We start from the raw sequence: 19,515 nt of genomic DNA on the forward strand, positions 1-19,515 counted from the left end.
GCCCGTGAGACGCGGCTCCGTCAGCTGGTGGCCTCGAGGAGCGGGATCAACTGCTGTTCCTCGTACGTCAGATGGGCCTCAAGCTCCGCCGTGAGGCGCTCCACCTCCGCGCGGGCCGTGTCCCGGTCCGTGTCCTCGGCGGTCACCGCGCGGCGCAGGTCCTCGGCGAGGGCCGCGATCCGCTCGTGTTCCTCGCGCAGGCGGGCGAGCGCGGGGGCGGCCTTCGGGTGGCGGTCGGCGATGAGCGGGAACATGCCGAGGTCCTCGCCGGTGTGGTGGTTGTGCAGGCCCTGGCAGAACGTCAGGCAGTTCACCCTGAGTTGGGCGCCGAGCGTGGACGTACCGGAGCTCATCTCCTTGCGGATCTGGGTGAGTTCGCGGCGGAAGGCGTCGTGCACGACCTTGATCGCCTCGCCGAAGGAGCCGGCGTTGATGTTCGGCGGTCCACCCCGGGCGATCTCGTACAGGGCGACCACCGGGATCACCCGGTCCGTCTTCTCCTGGTACGCCGCCCAGCCCGGCTCCGCTTCCACGGCCCGCGCGAAGGCCTGGTCCCGCTCCTCGCCGGTGAGTGCCTCGGCCCGCGCCTGGTACGTGAACGCGCCGCTCTCCACGGTGACTTCGGGGTGTGCGAGGAGGTTGCGGTACCAGTCGGGATGCCGGGGCGCACCGCCCGCCGAGGCGATGACGAGGATGCGGTCACCGCCGTCGGGGAGGTAGCCGACGGGAGCGGTGTGCGGGGTGCCGGTGCGGGCGCCGGTGGTGGTGAGGAGGATCAGCCGGGCGCCCTCGAAGGGGCCGCCCATACGGCCCTTGTTGACGCGGAACTCTTCGATGATCTGATCATTGAAAGGGTTGGGCACTCTCTCTTCTTTCTCTTTCTCTGTCGCTGGAGTCTTCGGAACGTCGAAGGCGGCGCAGAGAAAGAGGCGGGCTCCTGGCCCTCCCCCACTCTCGAATTCGCTCGAGCGGGGGGACCCCCATCGGCCTCACTCAGAGGCCGGGCACCCAACTCGCTCACGGCACAAGGCCGACCCGGCAGTCATGGGCCCACGGTAGCGTCCTCGTCGTGATCGAAGCCACGGAGTTTCTGGACATCCCCACGACCACCCTGGCCGACCTGCTGGGCCGCGAGCGGGTCATGGACATCGGTCAGGCGTTCCGCCACTCGTCGGTGGCACAGCCGACTTCGTAGTGCCACCAGCCCTCCTCCTCTCCCCGGTCCAGGAGCGCTTTGATCCCGGCGAAGTCCGCGCCGGCCGGCGCCGTGACCGCGACCATCGGGAAGTCCGTGCTGAAGACCTCACCGCCCAGCCCGAACACGGCCAGGCGCTGATGCACCTCCTGGGCGCTGCCTCCCAGGGGCCCGGTAGGAACCGGAACCACGCGGATCGTGCAGTTCCCCGAGGCACTGACCCGCTCGACAGCCCAGTGGAGCCCGTCGGAGCCGGTCCGGTACCGCACGACGTCACCCTCGGCGACCCCGTCCTGGAGGAAGGGGACGTTCTGGACGCGGGCCAGGTCATCGCCGAGTCTCGCCGCCCAGAGCCCCTCGGTGTCCTGGGGAAGCCATCCCTCGCGCGGAACGAACCGGAACCAGACCTTGACCTTCTCGACCGCGTTCTCCATGACGGCCATGATGCGCCGACGGTCAGTGGCCGCCTCGCGTCAGGGGGACGGGATTCGTGGGTGCGTCTTACGTGGCGTCGAGGGTTGCCGGGTCGAAGCCGACGTCGGTGAGGACGGTGGCGGCCACTCCCCGGCCGACCTGGGCCAGGCCGATCAGCAGGTCTTCGCATTCGATGCGGGCGGAGCCCTTCCGCTCAGACCGTTCCTCGGCGATGCCGATGGCCTTGCGGGAGTAGGGGGCCAGGCGAGGGGGTGGAATGTGCCGGTGGTCCGGAGCAGGCATGCACACCGCGGATACATATACTGGATATTGCCCTTGAATAAAGGAGTCCAGTATGAGCGTGACGACGATCGACCTTGATGACGATGCGCTGGAGAAGGCCATGCGTGTCGCCGGTGGTGGCACCAAGAAAGACGTGGTCAATGCCGCCCTTCGCGAGTACGCCGAACGCCATGAGCGGGCCGCGCTCGTAGCCAGGCACTTCCACGCCGCCCAGCAGTGGGACTACGAGGGCTGGCAGCAGCGCCGCGTCGAGGACAAGCAGGGTGGCGCGTGATCCACTACCTGCTCGACTCCTCGGGTCTGTGGCGCCTCCTGCGCGAGGAGCAGCTGAGGGACGCGTGGCTGGAGACCACCACCCTCAGGGCCATCGGGTCGTGCGCTGCCCAGCGGGCCGAGTTCCGGCGCTCAGCGCGCAACGCAGTGGAGTACGAGGCCATGGGGGAGATGTTTACGGATCTGTACCCTGACGTACCTCTCCCGAAGAGGTTGTGGGACTGGGTCGACACAGCCCAGTACGCGCTCGCCGAGAAGGGGGCCCTCGGTGCGGCCGGGCCGCTCGACCTGATGATCTGCGCCACCGCCGTGCACCATGGACTGGTTGTCCTGCACGACGACGCTGATTTCGTCACCGTGGCCCGCTTCCTGCCCGACGTCAGCGAGCGGAATGTGCGCAACGCTCCAGGTCTCTAGCATCCTCGGTCGTCGTGGACGCGCGAGTACACCGGATCCCCGCCTTCAGCACCGATGCGTAGATGACGATCCCGACCGATCATGAAGATCGGCGGGATCTGGTCTACCGCTCCCCGAGCGAACTCGAGAACAAGCGGGTCATGGACATCGGTCAGGCGTTCCGCCACTCGTCGGTGGCGCAGCCGACTTCGTAGTGCCACCAGCCTTCCTCCTCTCCCCGGTCCAGGAGCGCTTTGATCCCGGCGAAGTCCGCGCCGGCCGGCGCCGTGACCGTCAGGGACTCGCGTCAGGTCCGCCGTAGTGCGCGTTGGAGGGCCAGGCGCAGGGTGGGGAGCTGGTCGGCCGGGCGGCCCGGTTGTGGGGTGAGCCGGGAGGAGCACGATCGCCGAGACGGACGTATCACCGGGTGCCGGGGTGCCGGGGTGCCGGGGTGCCGGGGTGCCGGGGTGCCGGGGTGCCGGGGTGCCGGGGTGCCGGGGTGCCGCAGGGGTGGAACAGGGGTGGAACAGGGGGCGGCGGGGGAGTCTGGGGGAGGGGCGTCGGTGGGTGGGATTGGGGCACTCGGGTGGACCTCGGCGTGGCGTGGCGCACTATTGCAAGCAGATGCTTGCAATAGTTAGCGCGAGTGGTGCAGGGTGGAGGCATGGCATCTCTCAACGTCGGCAACCTCGGTGACTATCTGCGTGAGCAGCGGCGCAACGCGCAGCTGTCGCTCAGGCAGCTCGCCGACGCCGCCGGGGTGTCCAATCCGTATCTGAGCCAGATCGAGCGCGGGCTGCGCAAGCCGAGCGCGGAGGTGTTGCAGCAGGTCGCCAAGGCCCTGCGGATCTCCGCCGAGACGCTGTACGTGCGGGCCGGCATCCTCGACGCCGAGCGGGACCGGGACGAGGTGGAGACGCGTGCGGTCCTCCTCGCCGATCCCACGCTGAACGAGCGGCAGAAGCAGGTGCTGCTCCAGATCTACGAGTCCTTCCGCAAGGAGAACGGGTTCGGGATCGACGAAGCGGGCTACGAGGACAAGGGCGACTGGGCGGATGAACCCGCCCACGCCGACGCTCCCGGTGACGATGCTCCGAGCGACGGTGTCCTGGGCACCCAGGACGGTGCCCCCGTCGTACGAGAGACCCGCACGGCGGACGGACGCGAGTACCCCCGTCGTACCCGCAGGACTGGCGTCAGCGACGCCGACCCGCAGCAGACGGCCAGTTGAGCCGGACCAGGGCGCCGGCCGCCTGACTGCGGACCACAAAACCCTCAGCCGAACGCGAATCCGGGAGGACCATCACCATGGCCATCACCGACGACCTGCGCAAGACCCTCAGCGACCCGACCCCGCTCTACTTCGCCGCCGGCACCGCCGACCTGGCTCTTCAGCAGGCCAAGAAGGTGCCCGGTCTGGTCGAGCAGCTGCGCGCCGAGGCTCCTGCGCGGATCGAGGCCGTGCGTAACACCGACCCCAAGACCGTCCAGGAGAAGGCCCAGGCGCGTGCCAAGGAGGCCAGCGCCAAGGCCAAGGAGGCGCAGGAGAGCATCCAGGCCAGGGTCGGCGAGTTCATCGGCACCCTCGACGGTGACCTGAAGAAGCTCGGCAGCACCCTCGACGCCGACCTGAAGAAGCTCGGCGAGAGCGCCCAGGACTTCGCCCTGCGCGGTGTCGGCGTCGCCGCCGAGTACGCCGTCAAGGCCCGCGAGACCTACGAGAAGGTCGCCGAGCACGGCGAGCAGACCGTGCGGACCTGGCGCGGCGAGGCAGCCGACGAGATCGAGGACCTGGCGATCGCCGTCGAGCCGAACACCGAGCCGAGCGCCCAGCCGAAGCCGGCGCCCGCCGCGGTCAAGGCCCAGCCGAAGCCCGCGTCCGCCGCGGTCAAGGCCGACTCGAAGCCCGCGTCCGCCGCGGTGAAGGCCGAGCCGAAGCCCGCCGTGGTCAAGACCGTGCCGAAGCCCGGCGAGGCCAAGACCGTGCCCGCACCGGCGAAGAAGCCGGAGGCGAAGAAGGCCCCGGCCCGCAAGACCACCACCCCCACCCCTTCCCCCACCGCCAAGAAGACCACGCCGCCCGCCAAGTGAGGCACCGCGGTACGGGTCACGGGCCGGGCACTCCTGGAGTGCCCGGCCCGTTCTCCGGGTAGCGGGATTCCGGGAACGGGTACGGTGACCGCGTGATGACAAGCCGAGTCTGGTGGTGGACGTAGTGCTGATGCAGGGTTTCGCAGGGTTCATGTGGCTGCTGAGCGTCGCCCTGATCCTTTTCAGCGGCTTCGCGCTGTTCGACGCCGCCACGCGCCGCGAGGACGCCTACCGCGCGGCCGACAAGAAGACCAAGCCCTTCTGGCTGATCGTCCTCGGGCTCGCGTTCGTGGTGAACCTGATCTTCAACATCCTGTCGTTCCTGCCGATCATCGGCCTCGTCGCGACGATCGTGTACATGGTCGACGTACGACCGGCCCTGCGTGGTCTGCCCGGCGGGGGCCGCAGCCGACGCGGTGGCTCCAGTAGCGACGGTCCGTACGGCCCTTACAACGGCGGCCGCTGAAGCGTCCCGAAGGGGCGGCGGAGCGCGGCGTACGGCAGCACCGCGACGGCGGTTCTCCGCTCAGGCCGTCCGGTCCAGCAACAGCACCGCCACGTCATCGGTCAGCTCGCCGCCGTTGAGATCGCGCGCCTCGTTCACCGTGGCCCGCAGCAACTCCTCCCCGCGCAACCCCGCGGAGAGCTGACGGCGGACCATCTCCACCATGCCGTCCTCGCCGAGCCGCTCCCGGCCCTGGCCGACATGGCCCTCGATCAGACCGTCGGTGTAGAGCATCAGGCTCCACTCGGCACCCAGCTCCACCTGCGTCCGGGGCCAGCGGGCGCCGGGGAGCAGGCCGAGGGCGGGGCCGTTGTTCTCGTACGGGAGCAGTCGGGCGGGCCGGCCGGGGCGGGCGATCAGCGGGGCCGGATGGCCGGCGAGGCACAGGCCCGCGCGGCGGCCGTCGGGGGCGATGTCCACCGTGCACAGCGTCGCGAAGATCTCGTCGTCGGAACGCTCATGCTCCAGGACCTGCTGGAGCGTGCCCAGCAGCTGGTCGCCGCACAGGCCCGCCAGCGTCAGCGCCCGCCAGGCGATACGCAGCTCCACGCCGAGCGCCGCCTCGTCCGGGCCGTGCCCGCAGACGTCGCCGATCATCGCGTGGACCGTGCCGTCCGGGGTGCGGACGGTGTCGTAGAAGTCGCCGCCGAGCAGGGCGCGCGAACGGCCCGGCCGGTAGCGGGCGGCGAAGCGGAGCGAGGAGCCCTCCAGGAGGGGCGTGGGCAGCAGGCCGCGTTCCAGTCGGCGGTTCTCCTGGGCGCGCATCCGGCCCTCGGCGAGCCGTCGCTCGGCCCTGTCGGAACGTTTTCGTTCCACCGCGTACCGGATCGCCCGGCTCAGCAGCCGACCGTCCAGCTCGTCCCGGAACAGATAGTCCTGGGCGCCCACACGCACCGCCTCGGCGCCACGCTCGGCGTCACCGGACGCGGTGAGCGCGAGGACGGCGTGCCGGGGCGCGAGCTCCAGCACCTGCCGGAGTACGGCGAGCTCGTCGTCGCCCTCGGCCCGGCGGGCGGCGGGCAGCGCGAGGTCCAGCAGGATGCAGTGGACGTCGTCGGTGAGCAGCCGCGCCGCCTCGGTGAGGTTGCGGGCGGTGCGCACACGGATCGGCCGGCCGGCCGAGTCCAGCAACTCGGGCATGCCCGTGGAGCCGCCGGGGTCGTCCTCGATCACCAGCAGGGTGAGGTTGGTGCCGGTGGGGGCGAGGACACCGGTGGAGTTGCTGGTGGTGGGGCTGGTGGGGCTGGTGCTGCTGGTGGTGACAGTGGCGCTTGCAGTGCTTGCCGTGCTTGCAGCGCCGGTGGAGCCAGTCGTGCCGCTGGGGTCGGCAGGGTCGGCTGTGCCGGCGGAGCCATCCGGGCCGGTCATGGCTGTGGCGGTTGCGGCAGTGGTGCGGCCGGTGGGCTCGGCCGCCGTGCTCCCGGCCGGGGCCGGCTCGCGCGGGGCCCCTTCCTTCGAAGGGCCGGTGCCTGAGGACGCGGCCTGCGCCTGACCACTCTCCACGGCCGGGATCGCTCTCTGCCGCGGTACGGGTACGGGCATCGTCTCGGTTCCTTCCCGCCCCCCGAGGGCGTGGCAGGGCGAGGGGCCTCGACCTACCGACGGGGACCATAGCGGTAGTCGGCGCCGCAACGGAATGGCGCACGGCACGCTGTCCGAACGCCGGCCGCTGTCATATGCCGCGATCCGTACCGCAGTTGGACAGGTCGGCTGCCGCGCCGGGATGACGAACGTCACGTCGGCGACAGGTTTGAAGTGGGCCAGCTCACGTGGCCCGTGTCACCCGCGCATGCTCAGGCGCCGGGCCGCACCACCCCGAGTATCGGCATCGTCCCCGCGCCGGCGATGGTCACCGTCCGCCCCGGTCGCGGGGCGTGCACGATCGCGCCGTCGCCCACGTACATCGCGACATGGCTGGCGTCGGCGAAGTAGATGATGAGGTCTCCGGGGCGCATGTCCTTGACGGCCACGTGCTTCAACTGCTGCCACTGCTGCTGCGAGGTGCGCGGGATCGCGCTGCCGGCGCTCGCCCAGGCCTGTGAGGTCAGTCCGGAGCAGTCGTACGTGCCCGGGCCCTCGGCGCCCCATTCGTACGGTTTGCCCATCTGGGCCGTGGCGAACTCCACCGCCTTCCTGCCCTGGGCGGAGGCATCGCCCTTGATCTCGTCGAGGATGCCGGAGTCGAGCCAGGCGGTCTGTGCCTTGAGCGCGGCCTCCTTCTCCAGCTCGGCGAGGCGGGCCTTCTCCTTCTTCGCCAGCTGGGACTCGAGCTTCTGGGCCGCCGCGATCTGCTTCTTGATCTCCTTCTTGGCCGCCGCCTTGGCCTTGCGGCCCGCCTCCAGCTTCTTCCACTGGGCGGACGCGTCCTTGGCGTACTGCTCCAAGTCCTGCTGGGTGCGGGTCATTTCCCCGATCAGGCCCTTGGCCGCGCGCTCGCCCTGGATCACCCGGCCCGCACCGTCGAGGAATTCCTGAGGGTCGTCGCTGAGCATCAACCGCGCCTCGTCCGGCAGCCCGCCGACGCGGTACTGGGCGCGGGCCGCGGCACCCGCGCGGTCCTTCAGCCGGTCCAGCTTCTTCTCGCCCTCGACGATCCTCTTGGCCAGCGCGACGATCTCGGCCGACTGCTTCTCGGCCTTCTCCTCGGCGTCGTTGTACGCGTCCGTGGCGACCGCCGCGTCGTGATAGAGGTCGTCCAGTTTCTCGCGTACGGCCTCAAGGTCCTTGTCGGGCGGAGCCGTTGCGGAGGGGGTCGTGGTCGGGGACGGTGTGGGAGTCGGAGCCGCGAAGGCCGTGCCCGGCGCCGCCAGTACGGTGATCGCGCAGACGACGGTCACTGCCGCTGTGATCAGTCCGCGCTTGCCCGTTCCCATACGCCTGCCCCCAAAACTGATTTACCGTCAGTAACTTACGGACGCCTGGGGATCGTGCCACGTATGCGTGCAAAACGACAGAGGCCCGTCGCGCACGTCGACAGGGCCAGTCCTTCCCCCTTCTCGTCCCCCGTAGACGATCTCCCCGCCTGTGTGACGAACGACTCGCGGAGATCGTTCCCGGCACGCCGGGGAAGCCGACCGGGTCAGGTGCGCGGCGCCAACGCCTCCCAGGAAACCGTCACTTCACCCTGCCGCCACCGCGTCGGCCCGTCCGTCACCGGCCAGTCGGCCGTGAGGTCCCGCACCGCCCGCATCCAACGCTGGCGGGCGCCGTAGGAGGCGTAGGGCGCGGCGGCCGCCCAGGCGCGGTCGAAGTCACGCAGGAAGGCGTGCACCGGTTCGCCGGGGACGTTGCGGTGGATGAGCGCCTTCGGCAGCCGTTCCGCGAGGTCCGAGGGGCGCTCCAGCGAACCCAGCCGGGTCGCGAAGGTGACCGTGCGCGGCCCCCGCGGACCGAGCGCCACCCACACGTGACGGCGCCCGATCTCGTCGCAGGTCCCCTCGACGAGCAGCCCGCCGGGGGAGTGCCCGGCGGCCGGGGCGAGGCGGGCGCACAGCCGCTCCCATACGGCGGCGACCTCACCCTCGTCGTACTGGCGCAGTACGTTGGCGGCCCGGATGAGCAGCGGCCGCCCGGAAACCGGGATCTCGAAGCCGCCGTGCCGGAAGACCAGCCCGTCCCGTTCGTACGGTCGCGCCGCCGCGACCCGCGCCGGTTCGATCTCGACGCCGACCACGCGCGCGCGTGGCGCCGCCGTGCGCAGACGGGTGAGGAGTTCGACGGCCGTCCAGGGGGCGGCGCCGTAGCCGAGGTCGACGGCCACGGGGTCGACGGCGCGGCGCAGCTCGGCCCCGTGCGTCGCCGCGATCCAGCGGTCCATACGGCGGAGCCGATTGGGATGGGTGGTCCCACGGGTGACCGCGCCCACGGGGCGGGTCGCTGCGCGGGATGTCATGGGGATGAGGGTATGCGGCCGCTTGCCCGGGCACTCGGCCCACTTGCCTGGGCGCTGGGTCCGCGGGTCTGGGGGATCACTCGGTCCGGCCCGAAGGGGCCCACATATCCGCGAAAGGCCTACGCATCCCGCCTGGGGCCCACGCATCCCGTCCTAGAACAGTTGAGCGATCACCGGTAATAACTCGGCAAAGACCCTCCCGTCCGGAATGGGAACGCCTCAATCCGGTGTTGCCGACCTAGGAGGCGCTTCGCACCCTCCGTCCGGCATGTCCGCAGCTAGGAGGAACGCCACGTGAGCCAGTACGTCAGCAGGCTCGGGCGACGCTCTGTGGCGGCACCCGCGCGCCTGCGACTGCACCGCCGCCCCCGCCGCGTCGCCATGCTCTCCGTGCACACCTCACCGCTCCACCAGCCGGGCACCGGCGACGCCGGCGGCATGAACGTCTACATCGTGGAGCTCGCGCAGCGCCTCGCCGCGATCAACATCGAGGTGGAGATCTTCACGCGCGCGACGACGGCCGCTCTCCCGCCGACCGTCGAACTCGCGCCCGGCGTCCTCGTCCGGCACGTCGACGCGGGCCCCTACGAGGGCCTCGCCAAGGAGGAGCTCCCCGCCCAGCTGTGCGCTGTCACGCACGGCGTGATGCAGGCCTGGGCCGGCCACCGCCCCGGGTACTACGACCTCGTGCACTCCCACTACTGGCTCTCCGGCCACGTCGGCTGGCTCGCCGCCCAGCGCTGGGGCACCCCGCTGGTGCACGCCATGCACACCATGGCCAAGGTCAAGAACGCCAACCTCGCCGACGGCGACACCCCCGAGCCCGCCGCCCGCGTCATCGGCGAGACCCAGATCGTCGCCGCCGCCGACCGCCTGATCGCGAACACGGCCGAGGAGCGCGAGGAACTCGTACAGCACTACGCCGCCGATCCCGCCAAGGTCGCCGTGGTCCACCCCGGCGTGAACCTCGACCGCTTCCGCCCCGCCGACGGCCGCGCCGCCGCCCGCGCCCGTCTCGGCCTCCCGCAGGACGCCCTGGTTCCCCTCTTCGCCGGCCGCATCCAGCCCCTGAAGGCGCCGGACGTGCTGCTGCGCGCGGTCGCGGTCCTCCTCGACGAGCGTCCCGACCTGCGCTCGCAGATCGTCGTCCCGGTCGTCGGCGGCCTCAGCGGCAGCGGTCTCGCCAAACCGGAGGGCCTGCAGAAGCTGGCGTCCCGGCTCGGCATCGCGGATGTCGTACGGTTCCAGCCGCCCGTCGGCCAGGAGCAGCTCGCCGACTGGTTCCGCGCCGCGTCCGTGCTCGTCATGCCGTCCTACAGCGAGTCCTTCGGCCTGGTCGCCATAGAGGCACAGGCGGCCGGAACACCGGTGCTCGCCGCCGCGGTCGGCGGACTTCCGGTGGCCGTACGCGACGAACAGACCGGTGTGCTCGTACGAGGACACAATCCCGCCGACTACGCGCGCGTGCTGCGGGGCTTCGCCGACGACCCCACACGCCTGGCACGGATGGGCGAGGCCGCCGCCCGGCACGCGCAGTCCTTCGGCTGGGACACCGCGGCCGCCGCCACGGCGGACGCCTACACGGCCGCGACCCAGTCGTACCGCCGTCGCGTACGCTCCCACCATGGGTGACACCGGAAAGGCGGACCGGGACGCACGGGCCGTGGAGACGGCGCAGGTCCTCGAAGACGCCCTGAAGGACGCCGAGCTGGAATGGGAGAGCCCCGCACCCGGCACCTACGTGGTGAAGCTCCCCGGCACCCGCAAGCTCTCGACGACGGTGTCCCTGCTGCTGGGCCGCCACTCCCTGTCCCTCAACGCCTTCGTCATCCGCCACCCCGACGAGAACGAGCCCGGGGTGCACCGCTGGCTCCTGGAGCGCAACCTCAAGCTGTACGGCATCAGTTACGCCGTCGACCCGCTCGGTGACGTCTACGTCACCGCCAAGCTGCCCCTGGCCACCGTCACCGCCGACGAGATCGACCGCCTCCTCGGCCAGGTCCTGGAGGCGGCCGACGGTGCCTTCAACACTCTTCTGGAGCTGGGGTTCGCCTCCGCCATCCGCAAGGAGTACGAGTGGCGGGTGTCCCGGGGCGAGTCGACGCGCAACCTGGACGCGTTCGAGCACCTCACCCGGCGCTCGGCCGACTGACCCCGGGCCGCCGCGTCAGTTCCCTTCCGGCGGCAGGGAGGAGTCCGGCTGGGGCTCGTCGGTGGGATCCGGGTCGTCACCGGACCCGCCGGACGATCCGTCGGGCTTGTCGAGTTCGTTGGCGAAGGCGCGTAGGGCGTCGGCCAGTTCCTTCTTGGTGGGCAGCTCGTCGACCTTCCGGTCGAGCTCCGCGATACGCCGGTTGATCGCCTCCAGGTCGGTTTCCGCGGGCGGCGGGCTGGCCGGGGCTTCGGTGGGGATCGGAGGGTCGGTCGGATGGGTCGGGACGGAGGTGGGCTCGCCCGGTTCGCCGCCGGTGTCGCCGCCGGTGGTGCCGGCCGTGTCGCCGCCCTCGTCGCCGGGGTCCTCGGCCGGCGCCTCGGTGGAGACCGAACTAGGGCTCGGGGACGGCGTAGGCCCCTCGTCCGAGGCGGACGCGAGAGCCGCGCCGACGCTTAAGGCGACCAGGGCCGCGGCGCCCGCGACGGCGGTGGAGACCCGGCTGAGTCTCAGGGAGCGCAGGGTGGTCGTGGCGGCGGAGCTCCGCGAGCCCGGCGAGTTCTGCGGGCCCTCCAGGTTCTCCGGGTTGGGTGCGTTTTTCGGGTTTTCCTGGTTCTCCGGGTTGTTCGAGTTCTGCGTGTTCTGTGAATCGTCCATGGGGCGACGCTAAGCGGGCGTGACCGGTGGACGGACGGCTTCCGCCGAATCTCTCGAACGAACGTCCGCAACGGGTCAGTTGTCGCGGTGACTGTCTCGGTACCGCCCGGGGGGCACTCCCACCAGCTTCTTGAAGTGGCGTGTGAGGTGGGCCTGGTCGTGGAAGCCGGTCAGCGCGGCGACGTCGGCCGGACCATGGTCCGTGAGCAGCAGACGACGGGCCCGATCGACCCGCCGGGCGTTCAGATACTGGTGCGGGGCGATGCCGTACGCGCTGCTGAACGCCCGTACGAGATGCGCGGGATGAGCCTGGAGCAGCCGCGCGGCCTCGTCCAGGGAGAGGCCCTCGACGACGCGCTCGTCGAGGAGTTCGCGGAGCCGGCGGGCGAGCGCGGGGTCGGGGCGTGAGGTGAGACGTGAGGTGAGATGTGGGGTGCGGCTCCCGTCCGCCGGTCGCAGATGCGTCCGCAGCCGCTCGCCGACGAGCGTCAGCCTGCTCTCGGCCTCCAGTTCGTCGCCGGGCCGGGTGAGCGCGGTGTGCACCTGTCCGACGCGCAGCCGCAGCAAGGGATCGCGCAGATCGGGTGCGTCGACGGCGGGCCCGATCAGATCCTCGCCGAGCCGACTGCTGTCGAGGTACAACACTCGCTTGCGGAAGCCGTCCGGGGTGGCGGGGGAGCCGTTGTGCGGAACGTGCGGCGGCAGCAGCGACACCGTGTCGTGCGGGGTGCCGTGCTCGTGCCGGTCCAGGTCGTACCGTACGGCCCCGTCGTCCACGATGAGCAGCGTCCACGCGTCATGGACGTGCATCGGGTACGCGTACTCGGTGAAGTGGGCGTGGAAGACCTCCACGACACCGGGGATACGCGGGCGCCAGGCGGAGACCTCCTGCTGAACTGTTGGTTTGGCCGCCATGCAAAGAACGTACAAGACGCTGCCGTACGACGCCCCGCAGTCTCGGAGCATGAGCACTCAACCCCTGCGTACCGAGGCACTGCCTGCCGAACCCGTCCGCTTCGACACCAAGATCGCTGTGCTGCTGCGGGAGGACCTGGAGCCCTGGCAGCGTCTGAACGTGACGTCGTTCCTGGTCAGCGGCCTCGGCACCCAGGTCCCGGAGGTGATCGGCGAGCCGTACGAGGACGCGGACGCGGTGGCGTATCTGCCGATGTTCCGGCAGCCGGTCCTGGTCTTCGAGGCCACCAAGGAGACCCTGCGCGCGGCCCACACCCGGGCCCTGTCCCGAGCCCTGCCCCGGGCACTCTTCACGAGCGACCTCTTCACCACGGGCAACGACCGCGACAACCGGGCGGCGGTACGGGCCGTGTCGACGAGCGAGTTGGATCTGGTGGGGCTGGCGGTGTACGGGCCGCGCAACGGGGTCGACAGGGTGGTGAAGGGGGCGCGGATGCATCCCTGATGGCCCCGCCTGCTAGGCCGTGCTGACCTCGGGCTTGACGGTGGTTGGCGGTTCGGGGGTGGCGGGTGGTTCGGTGGCCGATGGCTTCTCGGCCGACGTCTCCGCCGGTTCCTCATCCGGTCCGTCATCCGGTCCCTCGTTGGGTCCCTCGTTGGGTCCCTCATTCGGTTCCTCGTTCGGCATCCGCCGCATGAGGGCGCCGTACCCGATCGCGGCCCCCGTCCCGATGACCGCGCACGTCCCCCACAGCCACTCCGCGCCGAAGTGATCGATGACGACGCCGGACATCAGGGGTGCCACCAGGGCCGCGCCCGACCAGGACATGGTGTACATGCCCTGGTAGCGCCCGCGACCGTGCACCGGTGAGAGCCGGACGACGAGACCGGTCTGAGTCGGCGCGGTGATCATCTCGCCGAGCGTCCACACACAGACGGTGAGGGCGAACACGCCGATCGACCCGGCGAAGGCGGTGAGTCCGAAGCCGTATCCGGCGAGGAGGGACGAGACCACCAGCAGCCGCTTGGTGTCCCGGTGCTCGATGAACCGGGTGAGCGGGATCTGCAGGGCGACGATCAGCACGCCGTTGACGGCGATGGCGAGGCCGTAGTCGGCGGGTGTGAACCCGGCCTCGCCCATGGCGACCGACAGACCGACTCCTGCTGGAAGATCAGCGCGATCATCCGTTCCCCGGTCCGTTCCACGGTCCGCCTGGCGAGCGGCCACACAACGGATCAGAGCCTTCGATTACGCTCATGCACATGGCCGACGCACCGTACAAGCTGATCCTCCTCCGCCACGGCGAGAGCGAATGGAACGCGAAGAACCTGTTCACCGGCTGGGTGGACGTCAACCTCAACGAGAAGGGTGAGAAGGAGGCAGTCCGCGGCGGTGAGCTGCTCAAGGACGCCGGCCTGCTCCCCGACGTGGTCCACACGTCCCTCCAGAAGCGCGCCATCCGCACCGCACAGCTCTCCCTCGAGTCCGCGGACCGCCACTGGATCCCCGTCCACCGCTCCTGGCGCCTGAACGAGCGCCACTACGGCGCCCTCCAGGGCAAGGACAAGGCCCAGACCCTCGCCGAGTTCGGCGAGGAGCAGTTCATGCTGTGGCGCCGCTCCTACGACACCCCGCCGCCCGCGCTCGAGGACGGCACGGAGTTCTCCCAGTCCGACGACCCGCGCTACGCGACCATCCCCCCGGAGCTCCGCCCCCGCACGGAGTGCCTCAAGGACGTCGTCATCCGCATGCTCCCGTACTGGTACGACGGCATCGTCCCCGACCTTCTCACCGGCCGCACGGTCCTGGTCGCCGCCCACGGCAACTCCCTCCGCGGCCTCGTCAAGCACCTCGACGGCATCTCCGACGCCGACATCTCGGGCCTCAACATCCCGACGGGCATCCCCCTCTACTACGAGCTCGACGCGTCCTTCAACCCGGTGACCCCGGGCGGCAAGTACCTCGACCCGGACGCGGCAGCGGCGGCCATCGAGGCGGTCAAGAACCAGGGCAAGAAGAAGTAGGTTGCGTGTTCATGCCCCCGACCTGCGCATACGGCGCGGGGCGGGGGCATTTTCACGGCCTGGGCCCTCTGTGGGACCTCAGCGCGGCGGCGCTTCAGCAGGACTCCCCGAACTTCACCGCGGTGAGCGTCACGGGCTGGCCGTCGAGCTTGGCGCCGGCGGTCGGCTCCTGTGCGCACACCTGCCAGTTCGACTCCATGAGGACCATGCGGTCCTGGCCGGAGGCATCGTTGACGGTGATGCTCGTGGAGCTGTCCAGGGCCTGGCGGGCGACCTTGACGGCCTTGCCCTTGAAGTCGGGCATGGTGGCTCCAGCTGACTCGGGCGCTGCGCCTGCGTCCTTGGCCGGACAGGTCTCGTCCAGCTTGACCGTGGCAAAGTCGACCTTGGTGTCCGTGGGGTGCTCGCCGGCCTTCGGAGTCTGGGAGCAGACCTTCCAGTTGCGGTCGAAGGCCTGCATGCGATCGCGGCCGAGCGCGTCGTGGGAGGTGAGGCTGTAGAAGCCCGCCTCTTGGGCCTGGTCCTGCGCGGACTGGAGGCCCTTGCCTGTCATGTCGGGCAGATCGACGGTCTCGGTCTTCGCCGTGTCGTTGCCGTCCTGGCTGCTGCGAGCCTTGCTGGAGCCGCTGCTCGTGTCGGTGCCTTCGCAGGCGGTGAGTACGAGCAGTGCCGCGGCGGCGAGTACAGGTACGGCGATGCGGGTGCGCATGGTGTCCCCCAGGGGTGCGAGCTGAGTGAGCATCATGCGCGGCGCGGGGGATATGTGGAGGTGGAGTGGCTCTCACGTGACACGAACGGGTGCCAAGTATGGCCAAGGCCCGCGCGGCGAAGCTGTCTCGGTAGGGGTATTCACGTTCGGGATCGAAGGGGCCTCGGGAAACTCCCCCGGATCACACTGTCGCTGGTGCGCAGGGCTGCCGTCAGTTGTCCTTGCAGGTCATCGGAGACGGCCCCGGCCCCGAGGGCGCAGGCACGCACCAGCGCACGGCAGTCCTGCTGTTGCCGGTCTGTGGCGATCGTGGTGAACAGAGGGTGCGCCAAGTTCTCGCGGGCCGCGTAGCCGTCTTCCGCGTGCGGGCTCGGTGCGTATACCAGGCCCAACCGGTATGCCCGGTGCGGAGCTTTCTTGAGGACGGCGGCTATGGCCCCTTGCGTGTGCACTCCCGACAGCGATCACTCAACCCTCTGCCGTACGCCAGTGCATGCCACCAGTCCGCTGCTGTCTTCGGTGATGAAGAGCATGAATGCCCAGGTCCGGTCTGCGGAGTTGATCTGCCCCAGTTGTATCGGTTGACCATGCTGGCTGAGGAGTTTCACGGCACGTTCCAGGCCGATGGTTTCGATGCCTTGGCGGAGGGTGTGCCTGAGTCGGCGTCCGTAGATGTGGGCGAGTGAGTCGGAAGAAGTGGTGCCCTCCCAGACGACCTGAGACGCACCGGTGCGGAGCGTAGCCAGGGCTGCCAAGGATGCCTCGTCATCACCGGTCAGCAACTGTTCGAGTCGTTCTCGGTCCATAGCCGTCAACTCCGTTGGGGATCCTGCTGCGCGCGAGCCAGCACCGGTACGCCAAAGGCCTCACCGGCCTCACCGCCGGACTGCCCAGCAGTCTGGGCAAGTCGGCCCCGCGTCACCGTTCGATGAGAACGTTCGTGGCCTCCGCGTTGTGTGTGACCCCCGACGGCTGTTCCGGGTCGGAGGGCCACCAAGGGGCCGTGACCGCGGCGAACAGTGCGGCGCCGACGGTGTCGGAACTGGCGGAGTTGTTTGACTTGGTGCCGGACGGTAGGGCGACGCGGATCCGGACGGTTTTTGATTCGCCGGGCTTGAGGGTGAACTCGGCTGTCTCTACGTGGGTTTGGCCTGTCAGGTCGGTCCAGTGGTTCTGGCGGTTGATCGACCAGTGCAGTTGGCGTACGGACTGGCCGATCTCGCCGGGGGCGAGGGAGATCGCGATGCGGAGGTCGGGGCGGGTGAGCTTGCCCTTGGCGTTGCGTACCGTCACGTACCACTCCACCGGCGGGCCGCCCTCGGTCGCCCTGAGTATCTGGGGGACCTTGACGGTGAGATGCGTGGGGTCGACGGGCAGACGCAGGCGGGGCGCTGATGCTGCCGGGTGGATGTCCGGATAGCGGGCGTTCTTGGCCATCTGCGCGGCAATGGTGCTGGTCACGGCGGGAACCTGGCCGTCGACGTTGTCAATGTGCTGATCCGCGGTGAAGAGGCGGAAGTCGAGCTCCGTGCGTGCCTTGCCGCGATACGAGAGTGGCACTACGGCGGCGAACTCCCCGTTGTCGTCCTGCTCGTTGGTCCACTGGAGCGGCACATCGTGCCAGGAGCCGTTCTCGCGGATCTGGAGTCTGTCGGGGACGGTGCCGATGTAGAGCGCCACGTGGCGTCGCTCGGCTTGTCCGGCGGTGAGGCCCGCGACGGAGAGATGGAATGGGAGGGGCGGTCCGCCTGGGACCAGGGTGTTGCCGTCCGCGCTGAGATGGATGACCGGGTGAGGTGCGGGTGTCGACCCGCTCGCGGATGGGCTCTTGGTCGCCGGCGCCGGCTTCTGCTCACCGCACCCGGTGAGTGCCGTCATCGCGACGACCGAGGCAGCCACCATGAGCGCAACGGCCGGTATGGGTGTTCGGGTCACGGGCAGTCCTCCGTGACCGACTCTATCGGTGGCAAGCGCTCAAGTCGCCGTTGTTCCCGCCACGTTGTGGAACGCCTGGGTGGTGCGGGGATGGGCGATCTCGTCCAGGACGTGGCGCCACTCGGGGTCCGCGACGGTCGGGTGGGCCAGGTCCCAGGCCGCGAGCAGCGGGGCGAGGTCGTTGTCGCCGGGGGACTCGGCCCGGTCGTCCATCATGGTGCTCGGCTCGGAGGACAGCAGCGGCTTCATGGCAGGTTCCTTCCAGGCGGGGAGGGCGTTGGACTCAACGATGCCGTCGCCCGCCTGTCGGAACCATGGAGTGACCCACCCCATCGAGGGTCTAGGTGGCTGCACCTCGCGAGGGATGCCCTCCCCCCACTGCCTGAGAGAGCCCCAGAGCCTCAGCCTATCCCGCGCGTCAGACCGACAGCGGGACCTCGTGGATCTCGGCGGCCTTGTGGCCCGCGCGTTCGTGGACGCGCTGGACCGCATCGGCCGAGGGTCCCTCGGCGAGGCAGTAGATCGTGCCGGAGGACGGGTCCGCCCAGGCGTGTTCGAAGTGCACGCCCTCCTCCTTCTCCAGAGCGAGGTCGGCCGCGTGCGCCTCCCTCAGCTGCTCGGGCGTGATGCCCTCGAAGCCGTGGTGGACGTCCATGAAGTGAGCCATGGTCTCGCACCTCCTTGTCCTACGGGTCCTACGGGTCCTACGGGTGCGCGAGGGTGCTCCGCATCAGCTGTTCCCTCCTCATGGTGCGCCTGTACGGCGGCACGGGCGACCGCTCGACTCGTCCGTCACCGTCACCGGCCTCGTCACCGGCCCCAGCACCAACTTCGGCACCGAAAGTGAGGGCCCCGGTATGACACCGGGGCCCTCACCGTCGTACGACATTCACCGCACCGTCAGCCGCACCGGCACGAATTGCCCAGTGGATGCCAGCCCGGCTGGGCGCATCAACGGCGCACTGTGGCTCGTACGCGCCCCCAACAGCCCCCCGCACCACCTGCGGCGTTCCGCCTCCGTAGGGGGACAGCCCCCACCGGCAGCGGCCCGGTCCGCCCCTGGAAGGGGCCGCAAGCAGCGGCCAAGCGGCCCATCTCCCGAAACCCCCGGAAAGATCAGGCCCCCTCCGTCCCCTGTACCGGCTGGATCTCAGGCTGCGTGTCCGACTGGAGCTCGTCCGCGTGCTCGCCCGTCACCAGGAACACCACTCGCTTGGCCACCGACACCGCGTGGTCGGCGAACCGCTCGTAGTAGCGGCCGAGGAGGGTGACGTCCACGGCCGTCTCGATGCCGTGCTTCCAGCGGTCGTCGATCAGGTGCTGGAAGAGGTGGCGGTGCAGGAGGTCCATCTCGTCGTCGTCCTGCTCCAGCTGGAGCGCCAGGTCGACGTCCTTCGTGATGATCACCTCGGCCGCCTTCGCCATCAGGCGCTGCGCGAGCTGGCCCATCTCCAGGATCGTCGCGTGCAGGTCGTGCGGGACCGCGCGCTCCGGGAAGCGCAGCCGGGCCAGCTTCGCCACATGCTGGGCCAGGTCGCCCGAGCGCTCCAGGTCCGCCGACATCCGCAGCGACGTCACGACGATGCGAAGGTCCGTCGCCACCGGCTGCTGGCGGGCCAGCAGAGCTATCGCACGGGCCTCCAGGTCGTGCTGGAGCTCGTCGACCTTCTGGTCGGCCTCGATCACGCTCTCGGCGAGCTTCAGATCGGAGTCGAGGATCGCCGTCGTGGCGCGCCCGATCGCCGAGCCGACCAGCCGGGCCATCTCCACCAGACCGTCGCCGATCGAATCCAGTTCCTCGTGGTACGCGTCCCGCATCAGGGTTCCCTCTCGTACGTCGTCTTCGGGGGGTTCACCGGGGGCCGGGGCCCGGCGCGAGTGTCTTGAAACCGGTGCTTCGCACCCCACGCTCCCACGTTCCGGCCTGTACGCGTCCGTTTCCGTCACCCCAAATGAACCAATGCTGGCTCCAAGGTGAACTCTGGGCGACGAGTGTTCGAGGTCGCACTCGGATGGCTGTGGCCAGGAGCGATCCCGTGCCTAACCTGGGTGC

Annotated in this window: 25 protein-coding genes and 2 pseudogenes; 11 read left to right on the forward strand and 16 right to left on the reverse strand. The window is 70.0% G+C overall.

All coding sequences use genetic code 11. The features are described 5' to 3' along the window. Window positions 1-20: 20 nt before the first annotated feature. Window positions 21-863, reverse strand: a complete 843-nt coding sequence (locus AB0H86_RS34215) for a nitroreductase/quinone reductase family protein (RefSeq protein ID WP_362447871.1) — start codon at window positions 861-863, stop codon at window positions 21-23. A 206-nt stretch (window positions 864-1,069) separates the two neighbouring features. Here AB0H86_RS34215 and AB0H86_RS34220 point away from each other — a divergent pair, with 206 nt between their 5' ends. After that, complete coding sequence (locus tag AB0H86_RS34220) at window positions 1,070-1,195, forward strand: hypothetical protein (protein WP_362447874.1); 126 nt, start codon at window positions 1,070-1,072, stop codon at window positions 1,193-1,195. Here the strand turns inward: AB0H86_RS34220 and AB0H86_RS34225 are convergent. Then, window positions 1,153-1,629 carry a DUF4265 domain-containing protein gene (locus AB0H86_RS34225; protein WP_362447877.1) on the reverse strand — a complete coding sequence of 159 codons (477 nt, stop codon included), beginning with the start codon at window positions 1,627-1,629 and terminating at the stop codon, window positions 1,153-1,155. The genes AB0H86_RS34220 and AB0H86_RS34225 overlap by 43 nt on opposite strands. A gap of 67 nt (window positions 1,630-1,696) precedes the next feature. Then, a complete protein-coding gene (locus tag AB0H86_RS34230; RefSeq protein WP_362447880.1) occupies window positions 1,697-1,912 on the reverse strand; it encodes a Clp protease N-terminal domain-containing protein in 216 nt (71 codons plus the stop codon). A gap of 52 nt (window positions 1,913-1,964) precedes the next feature. Between AB0H86_RS34230 and AB0H86_RS34235 the strand changes: the two genes are divergently transcribed. From AB0H86_RS34235 to AB0H86_RS34260, 6 genes are all read left to right on the forward strand, one after another. Beyond that, window positions 1,965-2,186 (forward strand): type II toxin-antitoxin system VapB family antitoxin, encoded by a 222-nt coding sequence (locus tag AB0H86_RS34235; RefSeq protein WP_362447883.1) that lies wholly within the window; start codon window positions 1,965-1,967, stop codon window positions 2,184-2,186. Beyond that, the gene (locus tag AB0H86_RS34240) at window positions 2,183-2,602 is read left to right on the forward strand and encodes a PIN domain-containing protein (protein WP_263210236.1); all 420 of its coding nucleotides are present in this window, start codon (window positions 2,183-2,185) and stop codon (window positions 2,600-2,602) included. Before AB0H86_RS34235 ends, AB0H86_RS34240 begins: the two co-directional genes overlap by 4 nt. Window positions 2,603-2,664: 62 nt before the next feature. Beyond that, window positions 2,665-2,796 (forward strand): hypothetical protein, encoded by a 132-nt coding sequence (locus tag AB0H86_RS34245; protein ID WP_362447886.1) that lies wholly within the window; start codon window positions 2,665-2,667, stop codon window positions 2,794-2,796. 449 nt (window positions 2,797-3,245) lie between these two features. Beyond that, window positions 3,246-3,812: a helix-turn-helix transcriptional regulator gene (locus AB0H86_RS34250; protein ID WP_362447889.1), complete on the forward strand. Its 567-nt coding sequence runs from the start codon at window positions 3,246-3,248 to the stop codon at window positions 3,810-3,812. Between the two features lie 77 nt (window positions 3,813-3,889). Further along, window positions 3,890-4,672 (forward strand): hypothetical protein, encoded by a 783-nt coding sequence (locus AB0H86_RS34255; RefSeq protein WP_362447892.1) that lies wholly within the window; start codon window positions 3,890-3,892, stop codon window positions 4,670-4,672. Between the two features lie 130 nt (window positions 4,673-4,802). Further along, the gene (locus tag AB0H86_RS34260) at window positions 4,803-5,138 is read left to right on the forward strand and encodes a DUF2516 family protein (protein ID WP_362447895.1); all 336 of its coding nucleotides are present in this window, start codon (window positions 4,803-4,805) and stop codon (window positions 5,136-5,138) included. A gap of 60 nt (window positions 5,139-5,198) precedes the next feature. Here the strand turns inward: AB0H86_RS34260 and AB0H86_RS34265 are convergent, their stop codons facing one another. The 3 genes from AB0H86_RS34265 to AB0H86_RS34275 form a co-directional block, all read right to left on the reverse strand. Then, window positions 5,199-6,719, reverse strand: a complete 1,521-nt coding sequence (locus AB0H86_RS34265) for a fused response regulator/phosphatase (protein ID WP_362447898.1) — start codon at window positions 6,717-6,719, stop codon at window positions 5,199-5,201. Between the two features lie 251 nt (window positions 6,720-6,970). Continuing rightward, on the reverse strand, window positions 6,971-8,050 hold the full coding sequence (locus AB0H86_RS34270; RefSeq protein WP_362447901.1) for an NlpC/P60 family protein: 1,080 nt from the start codon (window positions 8,048-8,050) through the stop codon (window positions 6,971-6,973). 206 nt (window positions 8,051-8,256) lie between these two features. After that, entirely contained in the window at window positions 8,257-9,069 is an 813-nt protein-coding gene (locus AB0H86_RS34275; RefSeq protein WP_362447904.1) for a class I SAM-dependent methyltransferase, read from the reverse strand. 294 nt (window positions 9,070-9,363) lie between these two features. On the opposite strand from AB0H86_RS34275, the gene mshA reads away from it, so the two are divergent. Next, entirely contained in the window at window positions 9,364-10,701 is a 1,338-nt protein-coding gene (gene mshA, locus AB0H86_RS34280) for a D-inositol-3-phosphate glycosyltransferase (RefSeq protein ID WP_362447906.1), read from the forward strand. Next, window positions 10,694-11,221: a YbjN domain-containing protein gene (locus tag AB0H86_RS34285; protein ID WP_362447909.1), complete on the forward strand. Its 528-nt coding sequence runs from the start codon at window positions 10,694-10,696 to the stop codon at window positions 11,219-11,221. The genes mshA and AB0H86_RS34285 overlap by 8 nt, the downstream gene beginning before the upstream one ends. A 15-nt stretch (window positions 11,222-11,236) precedes the next feature. On the opposite strand, the gene AB0H86_RS34290 is transcribed toward AB0H86_RS34285, so the two are convergent. Together AB0H86_RS34290 and AB0H86_RS34295 are read right to left on the reverse strand one after the other, a co-directional pair. Further along, on the reverse strand, window positions 11,237-11,878 hold the full coding sequence (locus tag AB0H86_RS34290) for a hypothetical protein (protein WP_362447912.1): 642 nt from the start codon (window positions 11,876-11,878) through the stop codon (window positions 11,237-11,239). Window positions 11,879-11,953: 75 nt separating this feature from the next. Further along, window positions 11,954-12,793 (reverse strand): AraC family transcriptional regulator, encoded by an 840-nt coding sequence (locus AB0H86_RS34295; protein ID WP_362447915.1) that lies wholly within the window; start codon window positions 12,791-12,793, stop codon window positions 11,954-11,956. 49 nt (window positions 12,794-12,842) lie between these two features. Here AB0H86_RS34295 and AB0H86_RS34300 point away from each other — a divergent pair, with 49 nt between their 5' ends. Next, window positions 12,843-13,298: a DUF2000 domain-containing protein gene (locus tag AB0H86_RS34300; protein WP_362447918.1), complete on the forward strand. Its 456-nt coding sequence runs from the start codon at window positions 12,843-12,845 to the stop codon at window positions 13,296-13,298. A gap of 12 nt (window positions 13,299-13,310) precedes the next feature. Here AB0H86_RS34300 and AB0H86_RS34305 read toward each other — a convergent pair. Then, window positions 13,311-13,978, reverse strand: a pseudogene (locus AB0H86_RS34305) (MFS transporter); the annotation flags it as partial. Window positions 13,979-14,056: 78 nt separating this feature from the next. On the opposite strand from AB0H86_RS34305, the gene AB0H86_RS34310 reads away from it, so the two are divergent. Next, window positions 14,057-14,818 (forward strand): phosphoglyceromutase, encoded by a 762-nt coding sequence (locus AB0H86_RS34310; RefSeq protein WP_362447920.1) that lies wholly within the window; start codon window positions 14,057-14,059, stop codon window positions 14,816-14,818. A gap of 94 nt (window positions 14,819-14,912) precedes the next feature. Here AB0H86_RS34310 and AB0H86_RS34315 read toward each other — a convergent pair whose 3' ends face one another. The 7 genes and pseudogenes from AB0H86_RS34315 to phoU form a co-directional block, all read right to left on the reverse strand. Continuing rightward, window positions 14,913-15,560, reverse strand: a complete 648-nt coding sequence (locus AB0H86_RS34315) for a hypothetical protein (protein ID WP_362448153.1) — start codon at window positions 15,558-15,560, stop codon at window positions 14,913-14,915. A 107-nt stretch (window positions 15,561-15,667) separates the two neighbouring features. Next, window positions 15,668-15,889: pseudogene (locus tag AB0H86_RS34320) on the reverse strand (hypothetical protein); the annotation flags it as partial. 102 nt (window positions 15,890-15,991) lie between these two features. After that, a complete protein-coding gene (locus AB0H86_RS34325) occupies window positions 15,992-16,333 on the reverse strand; it encodes a hypothetical protein (RefSeq protein WP_362447923.1) in 342 nt (113 codons plus the stop codon). Between the two features lie 112 nt (window positions 16,334-16,445). Then, window positions 16,446-17,462 carry a hypothetical protein gene (locus AB0H86_RS34330; RefSeq protein ID WP_362447926.1) on the reverse strand — a complete coding sequence of 339 codons (1,017 nt, stop codon included), beginning with the start codon at window positions 17,460-17,462 and terminating at the stop codon, window positions 16,446-16,448. Between the two features lie 39 nt (window positions 17,463-17,501). Further along, window positions 17,502-17,711, reverse strand: coding sequence for a hypothetical protein (locus AB0H86_RS34335; protein ID WP_362447929.1), 210 nt, complete (start codon window positions 17,709-17,711; stop codon window positions 17,502-17,504). A 169-nt stretch (window positions 17,712-17,880) separates the two neighbouring features. Next, window positions 17,881-18,129 (reverse strand): SCO4226 family nickel-binding protein, encoded by a 249-nt coding sequence (locus AB0H86_RS34340; RefSeq protein WP_362447932.1) that lies wholly within the window; start codon window positions 18,127-18,129, stop codon window positions 17,881-17,883. Between the two features lie 449 nt (window positions 18,130-18,578). After that, a complete protein-coding gene (phoU, locus tag AB0H86_RS34345; protein ID WP_362447935.1) occupies window positions 18,579-19,280 on the reverse strand; it encodes a phosphate signaling complex protein PhoU in 702 nt (233 codons plus the stop codon). Window positions 19,281-19,515: the final 235 nt, after the last annotated feature.

Source organism: Streptomyces sp. NPDC050997 (genome assembly GCF_040660135.1).
GTDB lineage: Bacteria > Actinomycetota > Actinomycetes > Streptomycetales > Streptomycetaceae > Streptomyces.

Coding starts and splice junctions, on each gene's coding strand:
- AB0H86_RS34225 (WP_362447877.1), bottom strand. CDS start 1,629: ATGGAGAACGCGGTCGAGAAGGTCAAGGTCTGGTTCCGGTTCGTTCCG.
- AB0H86_RS34260 (WP_362447895.1), top strand. CDS start 4,803: ATGCAGGGTTTCGCAGGGTTCATGTGGCTGCTGAGCGTCGCCCTGATC.
- AB0H86_RS34300 (WP_362447918.1), top strand. CDS start 12,843: ATGAGCACTCAACCCCTGCGTACCGAGGCACTGCCTGCCGAACCCGTC.
- AB0H86_RS34335 (WP_362447929.1), bottom strand. CDS start 17,711: ATGAAGCCGCTGCTGTCCTCCGAGCCGAGCACCATGATGGACGACCGG.
- AB0H86_RS34310 (WP_362447920.1), top strand. CDS start 14,057: ATGGCCGACGCACCGTACAAGCTGATCCTCCTCCGCCACGGCGAGAGC.
- AB0H86_RS34270 (WP_362447901.1), bottom strand. CDS start 8,050: ATGGGAACGGGCAAGCGCGGACTGATCACAGCGGCAGTGACCGTCGTC.
- AB0H86_RS34285 (WP_362447909.1), top strand. CDS start 10,694: ATGGGTGACACCGGAAAGGCGGACCGGGACGCACGGGCCGTGGAGACG.
- AB0H86_RS34255 (WP_362447892.1), top strand. CDS start 3,890: ATGGCCATCACCGACGACCTGCGCAAGACCCTCAGCGACCCGACCCCG.
- AB0H86_RS34325 (WP_362447923.1), bottom strand. CDS start 16,333: ATGGACCGAGAACGACTCGAACAGTTGCTGACCGGTGATGACGAGGCA.
- AB0H86_RS34235 (WP_362447883.1), top strand. CDS start 1,965: ATGAGCGTGACGACGATCGACCTTGATGACGATGCGCTGGAGAAGGCC.
- phoU (WP_362447935.1), bottom strand. CDS start 19,280: ATGCGGGACGCGTACCACGAGGAACTGGATTCGATCGGCGACGGTCTG.
- AB0H86_RS34275 (WP_362447904.1), bottom strand. CDS start 9,069: ATGACATCCCGCGCAGCGACCCGCCCCGTGGGCGCGGTCACCCGTGGG.
- AB0H86_RS34295 (WP_362447915.1), bottom strand. CDS start 12,793: ATGGCGGCCAAACCAACAGTTCAGCAGGAGGTCTCCGCCTGGCGCCCG.
- AB0H86_RS34340 (WP_362447932.1), bottom strand. CDS start 18,129: ATGGCTCACTTCATGGACGTCCACCACGGCTTCGAGGGCATCACGCCC.
- AB0H86_RS34245 (WP_362447886.1), top strand. CDS start 2,665: ATGACGATCCCGACCGATCATGAAGATCGGCGGGATCTGGTCTACCGC.
- AB0H86_RS34230 (WP_362447880.1), bottom strand. CDS start 1,912: ATGCCTGCTCCGGACCACCGGCACATTCCACCCCCTCGCCTGGCCCCC.
- AB0H86_RS34290 (WP_362447912.1), bottom strand. CDS start 11,878: ATGGACGATTCACAGAACACGCAGAACTCGAACAACCCGGAGAACCAG.
- AB0H86_RS34250 (WP_362447889.1), top strand. CDS start 3,246: ATGGCATCTCTCAACGTCGGCAACCTCGGTGACTATCTGCGTGAGCAG.
- AB0H86_RS34315 (WP_362448153.1), bottom strand. CDS start 15,560: ATGCTCACTCAGCTCGCACCCCTGGGGGACACCATGCGCACCCGCATC.
- AB0H86_RS34265 (WP_362447898.1), bottom strand. CDS start 6,719: ATGCCCGTACCCGTACCGCGGCAGAGAGCGATCCCGGCCGTGGAGAGT.